The 20079-nt window shown below is 46.8% G+C and carries 16 protein-coding genes; 12 read left to right on the top strand and 4 right to left on the bottom strand.

The window, feature by feature from the left end; genetic code table 11:
* Nucleotides 1-126 precede the first annotated feature (126 nt).
* From AC51G0_RS12825 to AC51G0_RS12790, 8 genes are all read left to right on the top strand, one after another.
* Entirely contained in the window at nt 127-1434 is a 1308-nt protein-coding gene (locus AC51G0_RS12825) for a DUF945 family protein (protein ID WP_496298921.1), read from the top strand.
* A gap of 233 nt (nt 1435-1667) precedes the next feature.
* Nucleotides 1668-2090 (top strand): CBS domain-containing protein, encoded by a 423-nt coding sequence (locus AC51G0_RS12820; protein ID WP_496298920.1) that lies wholly within the window; start codon nt 1668-1670, stop codon nt 2088-2090.
* A gap of 286 nt (nt 2091-2376) precedes the next feature.
* Nucleotides 2377-3777 carry an MATE family efflux transporter gene (locus AC51G0_RS12815; protein WP_496301940.1) on the top strand — a complete coding sequence of 467 codons (1401 nt, stop codon included), beginning with the start codon at nt 2377-2379 and terminating at the stop codon, nt 3775-3777.
* 324 nt (nt 3778-4101) lie between these two features.
* Nucleotides 4102-5517: an SLC13 family permease gene (locus AC51G0_RS12810; protein WP_496298919.1), complete on the top strand. Its 1416-nt coding sequence runs from the start codon at nt 4102-4104 to the stop codon at nt 5515-5517.
* A gap of 36 nt (nt 5518-5553) precedes the next feature.
* Nucleotides 5554-6879 carry an ATP-binding protein gene (locus AC51G0_RS12805; protein ID WP_496298917.1) on the top strand — a complete coding sequence of 442 codons (1326 nt, stop codon included), beginning with the start codon at nt 5554-5556 and terminating at the stop codon, nt 6877-6879.
* Nucleotides 6880-6888: 9 nt separating this feature from the next.
* Nucleotides 6889-7362 carry a response regulator gene (locus AC51G0_RS12800; RefSeq protein WP_496298915.1) on the top strand — a complete coding sequence of 158 codons (474 nt, stop codon included), beginning with the start codon at nt 6889-6891 and terminating at the stop codon, nt 7360-7362.
* 234 nt (nt 7363-7596) lie between these two features.
* On the top strand, nt 7597-8511 hold the full coding sequence (locus tag AC51G0_RS12795) for a pseudouridine-5'-phosphate glycosidase (protein ID WP_496298914.1): 915 nt from the start codon (nt 7597-7599) through the stop codon (nt 8509-8511).
* Between the two features lie 82 nt (nt 8512-8593).
* Nucleotides 8594-8773 carry a hypothetical protein gene (locus AC51G0_RS12790; protein WP_496298912.1) on the top strand — a complete coding sequence of 60 codons (180 nt, stop codon included), beginning with the start codon at nt 8594-8596 and terminating at the stop codon, nt 8771-8773.
* Nucleotides 8774-8809: 36 nt separating this feature from the next.
* Here AC51G0_RS12790 and AC51G0_RS12785 read toward each other — a convergent pair whose 3' ends face one another.
* Together AC51G0_RS12785 and AC51G0_RS12780 are read right to left on the bottom strand one after the other, a co-directional pair.
* Nucleotides 8810-11272: an EAL domain-containing protein gene (locus tag AC51G0_RS12785; protein WP_496298910.1), complete on the bottom strand. Its 2463-nt coding sequence runs from the start codon at nt 11270-11272 to the stop codon at nt 8810-8812.
* Nucleotides 11250-12041: a substrate-binding periplasmic protein gene (locus AC51G0_RS12780; protein WP_496298908.1), complete on the bottom strand. Its 792-nt coding sequence runs from the start codon at nt 12039-12041 to the stop codon at nt 11250-11252. Before AC51G0_RS12780 ends, AC51G0_RS12785 begins: the two co-directional genes overlap by 23 nt.
* Nucleotides 12042-12263: 222 nt before the next feature.
* Here AC51G0_RS12780 and AC51G0_RS12775 point away from each other — a divergent pair, with 222 nt between their 5' ends.
* Both AC51G0_RS12775 and udp read left to right on the top strand, forming a co-directional pair.
* Nucleotides 12264-14816 (top strand): zinc/cadmium/mercury/lead-transporting ATPase, encoded by a 2553-nt coding sequence (locus AC51G0_RS12775; protein WP_496298907.1) that lies wholly within the window; start codon nt 12264-12266, stop codon nt 14814-14816.
* A 312-nt stretch (nt 14817-15128) separates the two neighbouring features.
* Nucleotides 15129-15896 carry a uridine phosphorylase gene (gene udp, locus AC51G0_RS12770; RefSeq protein ID WP_496298905.1) on the top strand — a complete coding sequence of 256 codons (768 nt, stop codon included), beginning with the start codon at nt 15129-15131 and terminating at the stop codon, nt 15894-15896.
* Between the two features lie 204 nt (nt 15897-16100).
* On the opposite strand, the gene AC51G0_RS12765 is transcribed toward udp, so the two are convergent.
* Both AC51G0_RS12765 and ansA read right to left on the bottom strand, forming a co-directional pair.
* On the bottom strand, nt 16101-16913 hold the full coding sequence (locus AC51G0_RS12765) for a helix-turn-helix domain-containing protein (protein ID WP_496298903.1): 813 nt from the start codon (nt 16911-16913) through the stop codon (nt 16101-16103).
* Between the two features lie 94 nt (nt 16914-17007).
* The gene (gene ansA / locus AC51G0_RS12760) at nt 17008-18096 is read right to left on the bottom strand and encodes an asparaginase (protein ID WP_496298901.1); all 1089 of its coding nucleotides are present in this window, start codon (nt 18094-18096) and stop codon (nt 17008-17010) included.
* 513 nt (nt 18097-18609) lie between these two features.
* On the opposite strand from ansA, the gene AC51G0_RS12755 reads away from it, so the two are divergent.
* Together AC51G0_RS12755 and AC51G0_RS12750 are read left to right on the top strand one after the other, a co-directional pair.
* Nucleotides 18610-19287, top strand: coding sequence for a TetR/AcrR family transcriptional regulator (locus tag AC51G0_RS12755; protein ID WP_496298900.1), 678 nt, complete (start codon nt 18610-18612; stop codon nt 19285-19287).
* Between the two features lie 39 nt (nt 19288-19326).
* Nucleotides 19327-20079, top strand: a complete 753-nt coding sequence (locus AC51G0_RS12750) for an outer membrane lipoprotein-sorting protein (protein ID WP_496298898.1) — start codon at nt 19327-19329, stop codon at nt 20077-20079.

Below are 20079 nucleotides of genomic sequence, written 5' to 3'. Positions count from 1 at the left end.
CCAGCAGAGACTGAGAAGCGGATTACAAACCTTTGGTATTAGTGGTTGATAAATAGAGTATATGCAACGATTGTTCGGTTTGGTGTGGTAGACTAATTGTTTCATCTTCAGAGATTGGGACACAAAATGTTGAAAAAAATTGGTGCTGTTGGCGGTGCAGTGGCAATCGCACTGTGCTGGCCATTTGCAACTGGGCAGATAGGTGAGCAAATTTACCTAGATACAGTGGGTAAATATGAGAATCCTTACCTGACCATCAGCAGTGAAAGCTACGATCGTGGTTATTTAAACTCAGATGCAGTGTCCCGCATTGAAATCAAAGAGGATTGGAAGCCGGTATTTGACGAGGAAGGCCTGCCGACCGTTTGGTATGTTCACCATAAGGTTACTCATGGTTTTATGGGAGTCACCTCTACCAGCGAGTTGGTGCTTGATGAAGAGCTAAAACCTGTTGCCGATGAGCTTTGGGGAGAAGGCGTTTCACCACTCAGTTTTACAACGACCACAGCTCTGACTCGGAAAACTGATTTTAACATTACGATGAAACCGGTGAACTTCAATAATGGACAAGGGGCAAAGGCTGATATCAAGGCGTTTGTGCTGGAAGGAACGGTCGATGCAAAAGGTGCTGGTGAATTTCATTACCAACTACCTGAGGCGACAATAACGACCACGGCAAATGAAGCCATGGAGATGACCGGGCTTAAAGGCGGCGGCAAAGGTCTGCTTGATGGCCAGTTCTGGATTGGCAGCCAGGATTTCTCGCTGGAACATGTCAGCTTCAAAGATCTGATTAACAACAAAAGTGTTGAAATCGACAACGTCGTATTGGGGATGAACAATGTGCTCTCTCAACCTGAACAGTCATCAGGGCAAGCAGAGCAGCAGCTGACCAACACCAACATGATGACGATTGAAAAAATTGTCTCTTTGGATGGCCAGGAATACCGTAACTTTAATTTCAAGCTGGCATTTTCAGATCTAAATTATCAGGCAATCAGCCGACTGGGCAATATGGCCGATGAGATTGATGAGCAGATGTCCGAACAACAAGCGAAAGAGGCGGCTCTAGCGCTTGATCTGCTGGTGGCCAAAGGGCTGAAATTTACCATTGAAGACTTGAGCCTCATGACGCCGAAAGGGGATGTGAAAAGCCATGTCAATCTGGTGATTGCTCCGGGGATAGCCCGCGCATCAGAAAATATGGCTCAAATTGCTGAGAAACTAACAGGTGACATCAGTGTGATCTTACCGATCAAACTGGTTGAAGAGGATCCGGCTCTACTTGAAAAAGCAACGATGATGGAACAAGGCGGTATCGTTGAGAAAGGCAGTGACTATTACTCGCTGCAGATGCAGATTGAAGGGGACAAAATCATTCTTGCTTCTGGCGATCAGCTGCCATTGGCGATGCTGTTGATGTTGTTTATGTAATCAATGTTGATAGCCAAGTGAATGGCCAATTAGCCTGACTAACCCGCTTGTAACAAAGCGGGTTTTTTATAATGGAATGCCTGGGTCAGTGTTTAATAGAACAAATCTATTGATGAAATTGCTTATTTCTATTTAGTAATTTCAAATAAATGGGCGACACTTAATTTAACGCGACAGGTAAAAAAAACGAACCGCCTGTTTTTCTTGCATTAATATTTCGTTTAGGGGGATGCATGGAGTCGTTAAAAGTTAAAGATTACATGAATGCGCGCCCGGTAACATTTGATTCAAAGATGTCACTGTCTCAGGCTCTTGATAAATTATTGACCGCCAAGCAGATAGGTGGCCCGGTTGTTAACGAAACGATGAAAGTTGTCGGCTTTTTATCCGAACAGGATATGATCCACAAATTACTGAAAGTTGGCTACTACTGCCAAGATACTCATACTGTTGGCGAGTGTATGCGTCAGGATGTACTGACTGTGTCACCTGATGATTCCATTATTGAGTTGGCAGAAGTGATGACAGGTCAAAAACCAAAGATTTATCCGGTTGTTGACAGTGAAACCAGTCGGTTGATTGGAGTGATCACCCGCCGGGATGTGCTAACGGCAATCAGTAACCAGATTGTTGACTGTTTCAAACATCCAGTATAAAACACACTTTGTAAAATGATTGTGAAAAGGCGCTTAATGCGCCTTTTCTTATTGCCTGAAAACCTCAAAATCCAGATATAATACCAAACTGAACAATGATCTGATCCCATCAGAGCGTTCTCAGCTGTTTGAGAGCAACCCAAATTGATGATGATATAGCAGTTCTACATCGAAGCAATTTGGGTATAAAGGAGCCGTAGTGACCGAATCACGTCAAGATAAAAGCCCACGAGATAATGCCCATGCCAAGTTTGTCACTGGCTCAACGATGAAGCATATCATCGTGATGTCAGGGACGGGGGCGGTTGGCTTGATGGCGCTGTTTTTGGTTGATCTGCTGGATATGTTTTTTATCAGTTTACTGGGCGAGATTGAACTGGCCGCTGCCATTGGCTTTGCTGGTACCTTAGTCTTCTTTTCTACTTCAGCATCAATTGGTACCTCCATTGCTATGGGCGCACTGGTTTCCCGTGCACTGGGGGCGGGAGAAAAAGAGAAGGCCCGTAGCATGACGGTTAATGTCATGATTATGGCGTTTATTATCAGCTGTATTTTAGTTTCGCTTATGATGTGGCAGCTACCCCAGCTGTTGGCAATGATAGGTGCAAAAGGTCGGGTTGCTGAGGCGGCTACAGATTACTTGACGATCTTGCTGCCCAGTGCCCCTATGATTGTGATTTCAATGTCAGCCGGTGCTGCACTACGTGGTGTCGGGGATGCAAGGCGATCGATGGTCGCAACCTTAATTGGCGGGGCGACCAACGCAGTGCTCGATCCCTTGTTTATCTTCGGGTTATCAATGGGAGTTGAGGGGGCAGCCATTGCTTCTGTGTTTGCCCGTTTGGCCGTGATGTTGTTTTCGTTGCATGCTGTGATTGTGCGTCATGATCTGGTTGCCAGGCCCGAGGTAAAATCGTTTGCGGCTTCGTTGTTGCCCGTATCGGCAATTGCTTTTCCGGCTATCCTAACCAATACAGCGACACCCATTGGCAATGCGATTGTTACCAGCAATATTGCGCAATTTGGCGAGAGCTTTGTTGCCGGATACGCGGTGATAGGACGTATCATGCCGGTGAGTTTTGCCTTGATTTTTTCTTTGTCAGGGGCGATTGGGCCGATTATTGGGCAGAACTTTGGGGCGGAACGCTGGGATCGGATCACCCGGTCATTGCGCGATGCCATGCTGTTTGTTTCCCTCTATTGTATAGTGGTCGCTGGCGTTTTATGGTCAGCGCAGGATAGCTTGATCGCCATATTTAGCCTGCAAGGCGATGCAGCAGAGTTACTTTCTATTTTCTGTTCGTTCGTTGCAATAACCTTTATTTTCAATGGTGCCTTGTTTGTTGCCAATGCTGCATTTAATAACCTGAACCGTCCAACCTGGTCGACGGCGCTTAATATGGGGAAAGCGACCATAGGAACGATTCCTTTCGTTATGATTGGCGGTTATATCGCAGGTGCGGGCGGGGTATTGATTGGTCAAGCTATCGGCTCAGTGGTGTTTGGCGTTTTAGGCGTGGTATTGGTCACCAAGCAGGTGAAAATTATGGCGCAGGAGCACGAGCAAAGGCAGGACGAGCTTGAAGTGCTTGAGCCACACGTTCCGCTAACCCCATTTTGTTCTTCCCGTACCTATATGGGACAGGAAGATGCTCTGGAGGAGCAGTTAATCCCTGAAACAAAATAGTGTTGTCTACTTCCTTTTTGTCTGCGGCTTCTGCCGCCGTCCCTTAGCGTTGTAAGGTTCAGAATTAGTTACATTTCACTTGTTTATTGATCTGATTCGAAGAAATCCCTCAGCATTGCACGCACAATGCTTACTACCAAAGAGTTATATATCTATACGCAAATAGGGTACTTTTGCGGGTAGATGCTTATGTCTGTTGCCGTTTCCTCTGAAAAATACCAATCAGCATAAATATCAGATTGGTATGGAAATACTCGGAACATCCCAAAGGATGAATACAGGCATGATGAGCAGATTTTTTTGTTTTAAGGGAATAACCACGTCATGCGTCAATACATAAGGTACATTGTACCTATCCTGATCCCTCTTCTGATATTAATCTTGCCGGCTTCGGCATTTCCGGTAGAAGGCCTAACGGTTATCCAGCAACGAGTCATTGCCATTTTCTTGTTAGCGGCGTTGTGTTGGGTATTGGAGCCGATCCCGATTTACGCCACGTCCGTGGTGATCATCGTGCTGGAGTTATTGTTATTGTCGAACAAGGGACTATACCTGTTTCGTGGCGGTGAGGGGCAAGCTCATTTTGGTGAGCTACTGACTTACAGTGATATCATGGCCACCTTTGCCAGCCCGATTATTATGCTGTTTTTGGGTGGTTTTTTCCTCGCAATGGCAGCAACTAAGTATCGACTGGATGTTAACTTAGCCCGTGTATTGCTAAAACCGTTTGGTACTCAGCCTAAGTATGTCATGTTTGGCCTGATGCTGATCACAGCTATCTTTTCGATGTTTATGTCGAACACAGCGACAACGGCAATGATGCTGTCGATTCTGGCTCCGGTAATTGCGCTGTTCGGCGCTAAGGACCCTGGTAAAATTGCTTTTGCTCTATGTATTCCGGTCGCTGCCAATATCGGTGGTATCGGAACCCCTATTGGTACCCCGCCCAATGCGATCGCCTTAAAGTACCTGACAGCTGAAAACATGATTACATTCGGTGAGTGGATGTTCTTTGGCGTGCCTTTTGTTGCCGTACTACTGGTGTTTGCCTGGATGCTTATCAATATGCTCTATCCGGCCAAACAAGAAAAAATTGAGCTCACCATCAAAGGGAAATTCCTGAAAACCCCCAAAGCGATAACGGTATATCTTACCTTTGCCCTAACCATTATTCTGTGGCTGATGGGTTCATCACACGGTATGAACTCCTATACCGTTGCACTTATTCCTGTCGCCGTGTTCTCGCTAACCGGTATCATCAATAAAGAAGACTTAAAGAAAATTTCCTGGGATGTCCTGTGGTTGGTCTCTGGTGGTATTGCGCTTGGCTTGGCGCTAGACCAAACAGGCCTGGCGCGTCTGATGGTTCACAGTATCCCGTTTGATAGTTATTCACCCTATGTTGTCCTGGCAGGTTCGGCGTTGCTGTGTTTGTTGATGGCTAACTTTATGTCACATACGGCGACAGCCAACTTGCTGATGCCGATTATGGCTGCGCTCGGTACATCAATGACATCATTGGTGCCGTTGGGCGGCGAGATCACCTTGATTTTGGTCGTGACTTTTGCAGCGTCACTGGGTATGTCTTTGCCGATCAGTACTCCACCGAATGCGCTTGCTCATGCAACAGGCCATGTCCAGAGCAACCAGATGGCCCGAGTGGGGGTAGTTATTGGTGCGGTAGGCGTGCTGCTAAGTTTCGCGATGATTTGGGTGTTACATTTAATTGATCATATCTGATAACAGCAGGACCTGCTTTTGACCAACGGAGAAAAAATGCATCAACCCAAAGCCCTACAGCGAATTGTCGATGTCTATTTTCGAGAGCCAACGCGTTCGATTGCTGTTAAAGCGGGTACTGAAGTGCTTAAGCAGGACGGCTTCAACGACCGGTTGTACTGGGTGAAAAAAGGTGAGCTTTCAGGCTATTTGAGCAAGGAAAACAGTGAACTGACGGCAAGAGTATTTCGGGTCGAGCAGGGGATGTTTTTTGGTGTGCATAGTTTTTTTGCCCAGACACTACAGGCTTCGACCACGGTGATCGCCGAAAAAGACAGCGAGCTGGCCTGGATCGACCTCGATACAAAAGCAGTGGAGCCGGAAAACTATGGCTCCCTCAGTGAGCAGTTCATGCCAGTGATGGTCCATGAGCTGGCGCAGCGTCAGATGATGACTGGCATGCAGGCACTGGAGAAGGAAAAAGCACTGCAGAAGTTGTATGCAGCAGAGCAGATGACAACGCTAGGCCAGCTGGCTGCCGGTATTGCCCACGAGCTGAATAATGCAGTGGGGGTGCTGAGCAGCAAGACAGAAGGGCTGCAGAATGCTATCTGTCAGTTTCTGGATGAAAACAAGCCGGAGGTTAGCTCGTTTCTTGATCTCGGTATTTGTGACGGGCAGTCATCGACCTCTGCCGAAGCGAGAAAAAGGGCCAAGGAGTTGCAAGGAAGGTACGGCCTCGAGAGGGATCAGGCCAGGCAGCTCGCACGGGCGCAACCGAAGGGAGAGATCCCCGAGTATTGGTTTGGCAATCTTGATGAGGCATTGCAGTACTGGGACATGGGGCGTGATTTGCATGATATGCGGCTAGCTTCCATGCATGCGGCCAGTATTGTGCGGTCGGTTAAGCAGCTTGGTGGTACCGACCATGCCCGTCAGCCTGATATTGATATCAACGATACGATCCACAAATCACTGTCATTGCTGCAAAGTAATCTTCGGCGAGTCAATGTGGTGTTGCGCCCGGCCGTGCTGCCGACCATTACGGCCAGTACTACCGAGTTGGTGCAGGTATGGGTGAACATTATCAAAAATGCCTGCGATGCAATGGAGCATACTCCAAATCCGCAGATTGAGATCATTACCCGACATTCAAAAAACCGGTTGCTTATCACCATCAGTAACAATGGCCCGATGATCGATGAAGCAACACGAAGGAAAGTTTTTCAACCAAACTTCACCACCAAGAAAGGCGGGTTGTCGTTTGGGTTAGGGCTGGGTTTATCGATTGTTCAGCGAATCGTTCATAGCTATGGCGGCACGATAGCGCTGAAGAGTGATCCAGAGAAAACAAAATTTCGAATAAAACTGCCAATCGCGTAAGGGATGGTTATGGAAAAGCTAAATATCATTTGTGTAGATGACCAGAGGGAAGTGCTGAGTGCAGTACTTAAGGACTTGGCACCACTGAACGACTTTTTCCACGTTGAAGACTGTGAGTCGGCGGACGAGGCATTGGAGCTGATGGACGAGTTGGATGCAGAAGGTGAGTTTATCGCCTTGGTGATCTCGGATCATGTGATGCCCGGAAAAACCGGTGTTGAGCTACTGACTGAGGTTTCTCAGGATCCGCGCTTCACGCAGACCAAGAAAGTGTTGCTGACAGGCCAGGCAACCCACCAAGATACGATCGCAGCCATTAACCGTGCCCGTATCGAAAGCTACTTCGAGAAGCCATGGAAAGCCGAGGCATTACTGACCACGGCACGCAGCCTGATCACTGAATATGTGTTTGATATGGGCTTAGATTACCAGCCATGGACCGATATTCTTGATAACAGTGTGGTATTCCGGCGCCTTCGCTAGTAACTGTGTTATCGCGACCGACATCTGCATATCTCAATGCAAGGGAAGTCTTTTCCTTGCATTGACTCTCCCTTTTACTCCTTTAATTAGTAACTGCGCTTACAAATAACCCATCGATAGCTCTGTTAAAGCAAAATTGTGAGTTTGCCGAGCTAGAAAACTCTAACTACTATCCAAATGATATCTCTGAGAAACTCTTTAGGAACTACTCGGAAACCATTGCCGGGGTATTATATGTTAGATAGCTATTTGGATATTCAGCCTGAGGTGGCAGCAGCACTGGAAACAGGGAACCCTGTTGTTGCGCTTGAATCGACAATCATTTCACATGGTATGCCTTATCCGCAAAATGTTGAAACTGCACGCAGGGTAGAGCAGGTTGTCCGTGATAATGGTGCAATACCCGCAACAATCGCCATTCTCAAAGGTCGGCTGAAAGTTGGTTTGTCTCCCGATGAGCTTGAGTTTTTAGGCAAAGCGGGGCAAGAAGTCGCGAAAACCAGTCGGCGTGATATTCCATTTATCGTGGCGAAGCGGGCTGATGGGGCAACTACCGTAGCGTCGACAATGATTTTGGCTGATATGGCCGGTATCAGGGTTTTCGCCACAGGTGGTATCGGCGGTGTTCACCGTGGTGCGCAGCAATCTTTCGATATATCAGCTGATTTGCAAGAATTGGCAAAGACAGATGTCGCTGTTGTTTGTGCCGGGGTGAAATCCGTTCTCGATATTGGTTTGACGTTGGAATATTTGGAAACGCAGGGGGTTCCGGTTGTGGGCTACCAGACGGAGCAACTACCGGCTTTCTATACCCGAGAGAGTGGCTTTGGTGTTGATTACCAGTTGGATAGCCCTGCACAAGTTGCAATGGCGATGAAGACCAAATGGGAGATGGGCTTGAAAGGAGGTGTGATCATAGCTAATCCAGTGCCTGAGCCCTATTCGATGGATAGTTCCTTGATTGATGAGGTTATTGTAGATTCGTTGGCCGAAATGGAGCGAAAAGAGATTTATGGCAAAGAAGCGACACCGTTTCTGTTGGCCAAAGTGGCAGAGAAAACAGCAGGAGATAGCCTGAAATCGAACATTGCCTTGGTATTGAATAATGCCCGCCTAGCTGCACAGATTGCGAAGGAATATATGAAATAAGATATAGTTACACCTCGGTTTCAATCCCTCCGTTTGTTCATCAACTATTATTAAGGTGAATGGACGACTTGAGGGATAGGACATGGTTGATTTTACTGAAAACATGCGCCGGAAGGGAAAGGCTGAAGAAGATATGTATTTCGCTGAACTGGATCGTAAGCTGATTGAAGCCTTACATGAAAAGCAAGCCAAGGAATTAAAATCAACGGGTGATCCTGGTGATGAAAAAGGCCATACAGAGAGTCCTTCCCTAACAAAATAAGCCAAGGTAGGGGTGTTGTACCTCTAGATGCTGAGCCTAGCCTGTACTTTGAGCATCTAATACTGGGGTATGTTCAACAGGCTCGATTCCATTACGCATGATCATTCCAGCCTCTAAGAGCGGCATGAGATCTTTCACAGCAAGTGGGCGAGAGAAGTAGTACCCTTGTATTTCATCGCACCCCTTTTCTTGTAGTAAGGCTAGTTGTTCCTCGGTCTCAACTCCCTCGGCGATGGAACGCAGGCCGAATTGTCTAGCCAGTTCAATTATTGCCGTGATGATAGCAACATCTCCCAAATCATGCGGTGCGTTGTGAACGAACTCCTGCGCCACTTTTAACCGTTGTACCGGTAGCCGCTTTAGGTATTGAAGTGAGGAGTAGCCAGTACCAAAATCATCAATCGAAAAACTAACATTTTGTTTCCTTACCCTTTCGATGAGAGAGATAACCTCATCTGCGCGCTCTAGCAGGAGCGTCTCGGTGATCTCAAGCTCGATCAATGATGGATCGACACCTGTTTCGTCGAGTATTTCTAACACTTTGTTTTCAAAATCATGTTGCCGTATTTGCAGAGCAGATAGGTTAATGGCAATTTGGGCGTCCGGTAGCAGCCCTTGCCGGGTCCATGCTAGCCTCTGTTTACAGGCATGGCGCAGGACCCATTCCCCGATGGCTATGATTTGCCCGGTTCTCTCTGCAGCAGGGATAAAGTCCAGCGGGGGGATCAAACCTCGCTTGGGGTGCTGCCAACGAATTAATGCTTCGAGACCAATGATTTGGCCGTTAATGGTATCCACCTGAGGCTGATAGAAAAGGACAAATTCGTCCCTTTCAATCGCATGGCGAAGTTCCTTGTTGATTTGGGCCCTGGCATAAACTTCCTGGTTCATCTCTTCATCGAAGAAGAAAAACATGCTGCGGCCACTTTCTTTCGCTTTATATAAGGCCGTGTCGGCCTGCCTCATGAGTTCGTTGGCGTTATTTTGTGGGGAGTTGTAAATGCTGATACCCACACTCGCGGTGACATGGATTTCATGGCCCTCAATAGAAAACGGCTTCGATAAGTTGTCTAATATCCTCTGGGCCAGAATGGCGGCATGCTTTTCGGGATGAACCGCTTGAATGATGGCGAATTCATCACCGCCTAAGCGGGCCATCATTATCCCGTTGCTCCATGGTTCGGGGAATTCAGTGATGAACCTTACCATCCTATCGGTCTGGCGCAGTGATTTAACTAGCCGGTTGCTAACAGCCTTTAGTAATTTATCGCCAATAGGGTGACCTAGGGTATCGTTGACGTCCTTGAAACGATCGAGATCCAGCATGAGTACCGCAAATGATTGGTTTTCTCTGTTGAAACGGTCGACAGCTTTGCCGAGGTAGTTGTTGAATGTGAAACGGTTCGCTAAATTGGTGAGTGGATCGAAAAAGGCCAGGCGGGTGATCTGCCGTTCTGCTTCTTTTAGCTCGGTAATATCACGGGCTATGCAAACAATCTCTTTTGTCTGATTATTCTCCACTTGCATGATGGAAGCTGATAACAGTACGGGGATTTTTTTACCGTCCTTTGCTAAATAGGTTGTTTCTTTATCTTGCTTGCCCCCATGCTTTATTAAATCCTCAATCCCTGTTTCCCTGAATATATCTTTCTTATCATGTAATAAAACCGTTATAGGCTGACCGATGAGCTCTTGTTCGTCATAGCCTAAGAGGCTGTAACTTGCCTTGTTGGCCTGTTTAATCGTGGTATCAGGATTGAGGACGATAAGAGAATTGGTCATTGACGAAAATATGGTTTCTATATAATTTTTAGAAACCGTTTTTTCATTTAAGTTTCTGCCTAATTCATTAATTGTCGTTACAACTTGGCTTAACTCATCTTCACTGTTATGACGAGCTAAACTTAGCTTTCTATCTGGATGATCGGGAGATAGGTTCTTAAGGTGTTTGGAAATTGTTACGAGATGTCTTGTGACGATATGTTGGAATATTATAAATATGAAAACAGATACCAATGTGGTTTTAATTGCATTGGAGATGAATATTGTTACTGCTTTATCGTAGATGTTATTAAATACTTCCTCCAGAGTGGCGACCACGAGTAATTCACCAATCAGGTTCGCTTCATCTCTGCGATGATAAAGCATAGGAATGATGCGGGAGATGGTACTCTCAGATACCATTACTCCCTCCGAGGCGATTACCTCTCCTTTGAAGCGTATTTCCAAATAACGTATATCTGGAAGCTGTACAAGAGCGTACAGTTGTGCCTGGATTTGTTGATCATAGAGGTTCCATACAGAATCTGTTAGCCCAGGCATGGAGAGGGTTTCTATTTGTGCTATCTTTCCTTTAACTTGGTGGACACCAGATGAGTACTCCTGAATTAATTGGTAAGCTGTAATCAGCAAAGTAATAAGCGAGCTAAATGTGACAATGTAAAAAATCAGCCGCTTACTTATGCTATGCTTGTAATTAATTTTGCTTACAACGCCCATTAAATTCCTTCTCATAGCCACAAAATATATTTTGGAATGTTCCGTCGCTCTTCATATCCGTAATAACTGCATTAACCTCAGGAAGTTTTGATGCCAGAAATGACTTTTTGGAAATGCCAAAATTATTTATGCTCTCAAAGACGGGCTTTTTATGCCATTTGAATTTTCCTTGGTACTTAGGGTTATCTTCGATAAAACGCTCCATGACCTCTTTATCTGCAATAAAGGCATCAATCCGCCCAAGTAATAGTTTATTGGCATTAAAGATGTCAGCTTTGACTTCTTCAACATTCAAATTATATTTAGTAACTGCTTCTTTCCAGCCCTCACCAAGGTTATATCCGGATATATTGCCTATCGTGTATTGCTGTAGATCTTTCCATTCGTTCCAATCAAAATTATTCAATTCGGCAGAATAGAAAAAACCATGCTGTACATGCCTTATCGGAAGGGTAAACGCCATATATTGCTCACGCTCCTTGGACTTGGAGACCATTAAGATGACGTCTTCCTCCCCATGCCTGATCTGTTCCAGGCCTCTCTTGAACGGGTAAACAACAACTCGTGTTTCCATATTCAAGCGTTTGAATAGTTCCTCCACAACTTCGACGGCGATCCCGCCAGTGGCTTTCGCCCCTTGCTCACCCTCTGTCCAAGGAGGGTAAGGGTCGCCGGCAACTCTTACCAACGTCTCTTGCGCAATTAAATTAGAGCTACTACAAGCAAGTAATAGCATTATTGACGTGGTCATAGTTTTTGTAACGTCCATGGATATTCCTTCTCCGTTTCAACTCAACTTCCCTGATTGTTTAAATATGACTACTTCTGTTGCACTGCACTTATATGCATTTTGAGTATAGTTGAATTCCGCATAGTTCAAGGAGAATACAGCCAATATTGCATTGCCCTAACTTTCCCCTTGACCTTGGACTCAGCTCCAAGGTTTATAGTTACTGTATTGGTCATATAAAGCATGCCGAGGAGAGTAACCATGTGTGCTCAATGCAATAACAAAAAACCACATATCCACACTGTAAAATCAGCCACAGCTAATGCGAGCTCCGTGCGAGTTGAGAGCGGAACTGTACAGGATTGCTGTAGTTCAATGACAGCGACTGGCAGCGATTCCGCTGATCCGGGTAGTTGTGGCGACCCTGGTGCTGATGAGGAACCCGCTGCCGGTCGACCTTCCATACAAGCTATTCATGCTCCGACTAGCGGCCTAGTCAAGCCTGCTGCGTTTTCAATTTCATCAGCCTCTCAGGCACGGCCTTCCATTGCGCTAGAGCCTTCGATTGAGCGCAACATTGAAGATAATATTCAGCAGAACAGTGAAGAGGCTTCTTCTGATACATTGGATGGCTGTTCAAGCAGCTGCTGTACAGCCTCTGTTACTGCCGAAGATGAACCCGAGCTTGAAGCCGCATTAGCCCAATCGACACACAGCAAAACACTGAGCTGGAAAGTCCAGAATATGGATTGTCCTAGCTGCGCCAGCAAATTGGAAAAAGCCTTGTCCGGTGTTGATGGCATCGAAACGGCCAAAGTGATGTTTGCGACACAAAAATTGATCGTCAATTGCCGTACCGAAGAGATGGCGGGTGTTATAGAAGCCAAAGCGAAAGAAACAGGATTCCCGCTAGTCTCAACCCGCAGCAAAGAAAATGAAACAGAGAGCGATAGCTTTCTACAGCAGAATTTACCCATTATCGTGATTGCGGTAATGATGTTTGTCTCCTTCCTCATAAACCAAAGCTCGGAAACCTATGGCTTAGTTGCGTTTACATTAACTACCGTACTTGGCCTGATCCCGATTGTTAACAGAGCCTTTGTCCTCGCTAAAGGCGGCTCTCCGTTTTCAATCGAGACCTTGATGAGTGTCGCTGCCATTGGTGCGCTTTACTTGGGGGAAACCGCTGAGGCTGCGATGGTATTGCTGCTATTTTTGGTTGGTGAGCGGCTTGAAGGTTATGCGTCTTCCCGAGCTCGAAGCGGGGTTAAAGCCTTGATGGATCTTGTGCCTGAGCAGGCCATGGTGATCCGCCCTGATGGTAGCAAGGAAAAAGTTGCAGCAGATGAACTGAAAAAAGGTGATGTTATTGAAGTCGCACCGGGTGGCCGTTTGCCAGCCGATGCCGAGATCATTGATATTACAGCAAGCTTTGATGAAAGTGCGTTGACTGGCGAGTCTGTGCCAGTTGAACGCCTGCCGGGCGAACAAGTGATGGCGGGCTCACTGGTCACCGATAAGGTGGTGCGCCTGACAATTGTTTCCGAGCAGGGTGACAATGCAATCGACCGGATTTTACACCTTATTGAAGATGCAGAATCTCGCAAGGCGCCACTGGAGCGATTTATAGACCGCTTTAGCCGCTGGTATACGCCTGCGATGATAGCACTGGCTGCATTAGTGATTGTGATACCGCCTCTGTTGTTTGCCCAGTCTTGGGATGAATGGATTTATAAAGGGCTTACCTTGCTGTTGATTGCCTGTCCGTGTGCTTTGGTTATTTCAATACCTGCGGCAATCACCTCAGGGTTAGCGGCTGCAGCTCGCCGTGGCGCCTTGATCAAAGGGGGAGCAGCGTTAGAACAGCTGGGGCATATTGAAACGGTTGCCTTCGACAAAACCGGTACGCTAACCCAGGGTAAGCCAGTGATGACAGATATTGTTAGCTGGGATGGCGACGAAGACAAGTTGTTGCGTCAGTCTGCAGCCGTTGAAGCTGGGTCATTACACCCACTTGCCCAAGCGGTTGTCAGTGCCGCGGAAGGGCGAGGGCTGTCAGTGGTCGAGGCTGGTGATCGAGAAGCACTGCCAGGGCGTGGGATCCAGGGCGTAATAGAGGGTGATACTTTATTGCTGGCGGCTGCTGATCGCCTGCCTGAATCGGTAACATTAACTCTCTTGCAGCAAGCTGAGGCCGAGCACCTGGAAGGAGAAGGAAAAACCCTCGTGGTAGCCGTTCGTAACGGTTTGCCTGTTGGCCTGATCGCTTGGCGTGATAACTTGCGTGATGATAGTCATAAGGCAATCAAAAACTTGAAGGCAATGGGTATTCACGCCGTGATGCTGACAGGGGATAACCCTCGTGCAGCGGCAGCAATCGCCGGTGAGATTGATATTGATTTCCGGGCGGGGTTGCTTCCGGCTGACAAAGCCGCTGAAGTTGAACTTGCTAACCAGAGTGCGAAAGTGGCCATGGTCGGTGATGGCATTAATGATGCGCCGGCGATGAAAACAGCTTCTATTGGTATTGCGATGGGAGGCGGTACTGATGTTGCGCTTGAAACTGCCGATGCGGCGTTAACCCATAACCGGGTATCGGAGCTACCCGTGATGATTGCGCTGTCTCGTGCCACGCTTGCCAATATCCACCAGAACATCTTTTTGTCATTGGGGTTGAAAGGGGTTTTCCTCGTAACCACCTTACTCGGCATGACGGGATTATGGGTTGCGGTATTGGCGGATAGTGGAGCAACAGCTTTAGTGACGCTGAACGCTTTAAGGCTGCTTCGTTTTAAGGTAAAAGGCGAAGAGTAATAGCGATAAATTAATAGAAAGCATTAAGAGCACCACTAATCGGGTGCTCTTTTTTTGTTTCTAAATTTGTGAGGAAGAGCATAAGTAATCGATTTAGCGTGATCTTCGTCACTGTTTAATGAAAAATGAAATTGACTCTATTTTGATCATTGTGACATCAGTCACTAAAAACTGGAATTCTATCGGCTATCGTTAACATGTGTTTTGAGAGTGCTTTTATTTAGAGCATTGCCAAAACACGATTTATTTTGATGAACAGCCGCAGGCCTCAAACTTCCCTAACGAGCGGTATAGTATAAAAAGGATATGATTATGTCTGACAACGCAGTATTCCATTTAGGTGTTAACAAAGCAGATCTTAACGGTGCAGAGCTAGCTATTATTCCTGGCGATCCAGCACGTGTTGAAAAAATTGCTAACCTGATGGATAACCCTGAATTCTTGGCAAGTGCTCGTGAATACACGGTTTACCGCGCTAAGCTAGACGGCAAGTCTGTTGTTGTTTGTTCTACAGGTATCGGTGGTCCGTCAACATCTATCGCTGTAGAAGAACTTGCGCAGCTAGGTGTTCGTACTTTCCTACGTGTAGGTACCACAGGCGCAATCCAGCCAAATATCAATGTTGGTGACATGATTGTATCAACAGGTTCAGTTCGTCTAGACGGTGCCAGCCTACATTTTGCTCCAATGGAATTCCCTGCTGTTGCGGATTTCAGCGTAGCAACTGCAATGAAAGAAGCTTGTGACGCCGATGGCGCAACAGTACACACCGGTGTAACTGCATCATCCGATACTTTCTACCCGGGCCAGGAGCGTTACGATACGTTCACAGGCCGTGTTGTTCGTCGCTTCCAAGGTTCAATGGATGAGTGGCAGCAAATGGGCGTGCTTAACTTCGAGATGGAATCTGCAACTCTGCTAACCATGTGTGCAAGCTCTGGCCTGCGTGCAGGTTGTGTAGCTGGTGTTATCATCAACCGCACCCAGAAAGAAACCCCAGATCATGCGACGTTGAAAGAAACTGAAGCGCGTTCTATCAAAGTGGTAGTGGACGCAGCTCGCCGCATGCTAGCTGAGTGATAACAACCTCTTGTTATTTAATACGATAGCTGTGTTGGAAGTGCTCATTGATTATCATCAACTGCGCGCTTCCGCCTTGCTCTCGAATTAAATTTCGGCGAAGTTGTTTACCACTAACTGTTGAAACCGATGCACAAGCATCGGTTTTTTGTGTGTGCATGACTTAAAGTTAAGTTTTCTAGATATGACTTATGCTGTTAGGTATTAATGCCGCGCCCGGAAGTGCCACTCCTCATCGCTGATATCATTGATGACAGCTTTCTTGATTGATCCGTCGATATCGGGAGAGTCGAGATCATAGAGCCCGCACAGTGCCAATGCCCTTCGTTTATCCACTTCGCTACCCAGATATTCGTAGAGTACTCTGGCGCAACAGGGCATCCGCTCGCCACTGCCGGACACGCCTAGTTTCAGGCCTGTCAACCAGGAAACACGATTCTTAAAGGTTGGAAACAGAATTGTCTGGGAGATCTCATGGCCGGTCAGCGATTCATAATCCACCATGAATATGCGATCGGTAAGAAAATGCGCAATACCCAAATAGATAGCATGACAAGGCTTGTTGTGGGGGCTTTCAACCAACCGTTCGGTTCGCTGGTAGTAAACTTTATCGCTGCGCCGTTCAAAGCAAACCAGCGTTCTCAGTAAGCTTCCTGGACAAGCAAATGATTGATAATATTCAAAATAGTAACCAAGATACTTATCCAGTCCGGCGCTGCCCACTTGACTGAGGTGCTCCAGGTGCGGGGTTTCCGGCAGGGAGGCGGTTTCAGGCATAGCTGCTCTGGGGCGTACCTGGATCAGGCGCTGAAACTGGCTATGGGGCAGCAGAATCTCATACTCTTCTACACCAAAAAAATCACAAAACCTGCGCATGTTACTGGCTGAGGGCTTAGAGCGAGCGCTCAGGTAGCGATTAAATTGGGGACGGTTAATCTTCAGGCGACGACAGACTTCGGCTATCGACTTATAATAGCTGCACAACAGCCGCAGGTTGCGTGCAAAGTCATCGTTCATTGTAATGCGTACCTCGTAGATCCATTGCAAGATAGTATTTCATGATAACAATCTATATAGACAACAGTAGTTGCTATTAGCTGTGAATATGGCATTAAGTCTCGGTCAGCTCACCACAGAGCGGCCGCCGTAATGCTTCATATATAGCATCGACCTCTAGGGATTGGCTTAACAGATAATGCATTTTGGTGAAGGCGGCTTCCAGGGTCATATCGGAACCCGGTATCACACCAATTCGATTGAGCGTAGCACCAGTAGCGTAGGCGCCTTGGCTGACTCTGCCTTGAGGACATTGAGTGACGTTTAATACCGCAATGCCATTATTTGAGGCCTGCTGTAACGTCTGGATCAGAGCCTTATTGGCATCGGGGGGATTTCCGCTGCCATAGGTTTGCAGAATAAGCCCCCTGACTGAAGCGTTATCCACCATCGATTCTAGCGAACGGGCAGTCATCCCCGGATAGGTCTGCACTATGGCTACCGCTTCAGCATCAAACTCCGGAATACACAGTGAAGGTGCTTTTTTTGCCAGTAGCAAGCTCTCTTGCAAGTCGATATGAATGCCCACCTTGGCTAACCAGGGGAAATTAGGGGAATCGAAGGCATCAAAGCCTGTGCTCTGTATCTTGGAGCTGCGGTTACCACGCAATAAGCGCCCGTTAAAATAAATACAGACTTCAGGAATATCGTAGTTAGCAGCTAAGAGCAGGGCGGTGATCAGGTTATCCAGTGCATCGTTGCGCAATTCAAGCAGAGGGATCTGAGATCCTGTGAAAATCACTGGCTTGTCTATGTTCTGTAAGATGAAGGAAAGCGCCGATGCGGAATAGGCCATGGTGTCGGTACCATGCAATACAACAAAGCCATCGTAATCTTGCCAGTGGTTAGCCAGGAGCTTTCCAATTCGGGTCCAGTCTGCCGGTATCAAGTTTGCGCTGTCAATCAACTGGCTGCATTCCATTACTTCAAAGTTCGGCAGTTTATCTACGGCACCAGTTTTAAGGTGCTGTGCCACCAGGTCGTGAAACCCGGTCATCGGCAGATAACCATTTTCAGTCGGCTGCATGCCAATAGTGCCGCCAGTATAAATGATCAAGATACGGCGTTTCATACGGTCGCAGCTCCAGGCCGTGGCAGGGCTCTCTATATCTCCCAGCATGTCGTGTTCTATACGCGCATTCATCAGGTTTAACTCCACAAAATAGAGGGCTGAAAACAAGCCTTAAGTAAACTGGGAAGGTAATTCAACGAGAGCCAGCGGGGAGGGAATTAGGTGCTTGTTGGTTACAGGCCTCATTGCCGAATTAGTGTCCCTAAGTGTTATTGAACAAGGCTATTTCAGCATGTATGACCCAACAATGTAATTTGACTAACTGAAGTTATATGATTCGATCTGACGCGTAAATAGCGCCAATAAGCGCCATCTTGACATTGGTATACAGCTTATTTGGACCCTCCAACATAGAGGTACGAGGCAATTGATAAGAAAATTATTAAGCCCCATGTTACTACGGTTTATTAGGTGTACCGTTTTTCCATCGCAATATAGCCAACTCGTTATGTAACAGTTTGAGTATTTAATCACTCAATTTATGAGCGTTAGAATTGAAAAAACACAATGTGTTGATTATATTTTAAACACATACCGACGGTCGGTCTGTTGCGTCTGTATTGAATATATTCAGAGAAAATTCTTATGGCCAGAGTGATCAAAGCCCCTGATGAAAGGCGTAGTGAATTCATTACGGCTGCACAGGGCCTGTTCTATACCAAAGGGTATGAAAGCACATCAGTGAATGATCTGATCGCAGCTGTTGGTGTCTCAAAAGGTGCTTTCTATCATTATTTCGACTCGAAACAGGCGATTTTAGAAGCGTTGGTCGACGATATGTTATCGCAATATCAAACCTTGGTTGGCGGGCTGATCATTGAACCGGGTTTGGATGCGATAAGTAAGTGGAATCTACTGCTTGAGGTGACTAACCAATGGAAGATTGAGCAGAAAGAAGCGCTTATCAGTTTTGCCCAGATCATCAATATGGATGAGAACCTGCCGTTAAAGCATAAGTTGATGACGAAAAGCTCAAAGTTATTGGCTTCAGACTATGCGGTGATTATCCAGCAAGGAGTTGATGAAGGAGTATTTGAGACCCAGGATCCTAATGTTGTTGCTGAACTGGTTGTTGCGGTACTACGTACTTTTTCTGATGGGTTGACGGAGTTGCTGTTACATCCAGATACCAAAGGGCAATCGCTTCAATATGCGATCAATAAAACCACGGCTACCCAGGCATCTGTCGAGCGTATCCTTGGTGCTCCCAAAGGGTCATTATCTTTAATAGATCAGGCAACGTTGGCTGCCTGGTTTGAATAAGCGTGTCTGTTTGAATAAAAAATTTGCTAAGGAAGGGTTATGCGCGTTTTATCCGTTCTACTTTTCATTGTGGTTGGTCTTTGCTCGACACCACTGCTAGCCGAGACCGCGACAGAAATCGTCAGAAAATCTGATCTGCAAATGCGAGGCGATTCTAGCTATACCGAAGCGACGATGAAGATCATTCGTCCTAGCTGGACGCGTACCATGAGCATGAAAACATGGAGCAAGGGGATGGATTTGTCGTTGGTATTGGTGACGGCACCAGCGAAAGACAAAGGCAGCTCCTCGCTCAAACGCCAGCGGGAAATGTGGAACTGGATCCCGAGTATTGAACGGGTTATTAAGATAGCCCCTTCAATGTTAAGCCAGTCCTGGATGGGATCGGACTTCACCAATGATGATCTAATCAACCAGTCTTCTATTGTAGTTGACTACCGTCATCAGATGGTCGGCAAGGAGGTATTTGACAACGATCCGACCTGGGTTATCGATTCAATTGCCAAGTCCAATGCCCCGGTGGTGTGGAATAAGGTGCGCTTGTGGATCTCTCAAAAGACCTACCTGCAGCGCAAGGTCGAGTTCTATGACGAGTTTGATGAACTGGTCAACACCATGAAAACCTACGATGTAAAATTGCTCGGAGGGCGACAGCTTGCCTCACGGATGGAAATGCTGCCTGCTGACAAACCGGGTAATAAAACCCAGATCATAACCCATCAAGCGCAATTTGATTTTGCTATTAAAGACAGCTTCTTTTCGCTCAGCCAAATGAAAGCGCTGCGTGACTAA

It is taken from the genome of Photobacterium sp. HL06 (genome assembly GCF_059552575.1).
Note: the sequence above shows the minus strand (reverse complement) of the source record. Positions and strands in the feature narration are given on the sequence as shown.

Bases quoted from the DNA above. Each gene is read 5' to 3' on its own strand.
- AC51G0_RS12785 (WP_496298910.1), bottom strand. From the start codon at position 11,272: ATGGGCGTTGTAAGCAAAATTAATTACAAGCATAGCATAAGTAAGCGG.
- udp (WP_496298905.1), top strand. From the start codon at position 15,129: ATGTCTGACAACGCAGTATTCCATTTAGGTGTTAACAAAGCAGATCTT.
- AC51G0_RS12765 (WP_496298903.1), bottom strand. From the start codon at position 16,913: ATGAACGATGACTTTGCACGCAACCTGCGGCTGTTGTGCAGCTATTAT.
- AC51G0_RS12750 (WP_496298898.1), top strand. From the start codon at position 19,327: ATGCGCGTTTTATCCGTTCTACTTTTCATTGTGGTTGGTCTTTGCTCG.
- AC51G0_RS12790 (WP_496298912.1), top strand. From the start codon at position 8,594: ATGGTTGATTTTACTGAAAACATGCGCCGGAAGGGAAAGGCTGAAGAA.
- AC51G0_RS12775 (WP_496298907.1), top strand. From the start codon at position 12,264: ATGTGTGCTCAATGCAATAACAAAAAACCACATATCCACACTGTAAAA.
- AC51G0_RS12825 (WP_496298921.1), top strand. From the start codon at position 127: ATGTTGAAAAAAATTGGTGCTGTTGGCGGTGCAGTGGCAATCGCACTG.
- AC51G0_RS12810 (WP_496298919.1), top strand. From the start codon at position 4,102: ATGCGTCAATACATAAGGTACATTGTACCTATCCTGATCCCTCTTCTG.
- AC51G0_RS12755 (WP_496298900.1), top strand. From the start codon at position 18,610: ATGGCCAGAGTGATCAAAGCCCCTGATGAAAGGCGTAGTGAATTCATT.
- ansA (WP_496298901.1), bottom strand. From the start codon at position 18,096: ATGAATGCGCGTATAGAACACGACATGCTGGGAGATATAGAGAGCCCT.
- AC51G0_RS12800 (WP_496298915.1), top strand. From the start codon at position 6,889: ATGGAAAAGCTAAATATCATTTGTGTAGATGACCAGAGGGAAGTGCTG.
- AC51G0_RS12805 (WP_496298917.1), top strand. From the start codon at position 5,554: ATGCATCAACCCAAAGCCCTACAGCGAATTGTCGATGTCTATTTTCGA.
- AC51G0_RS12820 (WP_496298920.1), top strand. From the start codon at position 1,668: ATGGAGTCGTTAAAAGTTAAAGATTACATGAATGCGCGCCCGGTAACA.
- AC51G0_RS12780 (WP_496298908.1), bottom strand. From the start codon at position 12,041: ATGGACGTTACAAAAACTATGACCACGTCAATAATGCTATTACTTGCT.
- AC51G0_RS12795 (WP_496298914.1), top strand. From the start codon at position 7,597: ATGTTAGATAGCTATTTGGATATTCAGCCTGAGGTGGCAGCAGCACTG.
- AC51G0_RS12815 (WP_496301940.1), top strand. From the start codon at position 2,377: ATGTCAGGGACGGGGGCGGTTGGCTTGATGGCGCTGTTTTTGGTTGAT.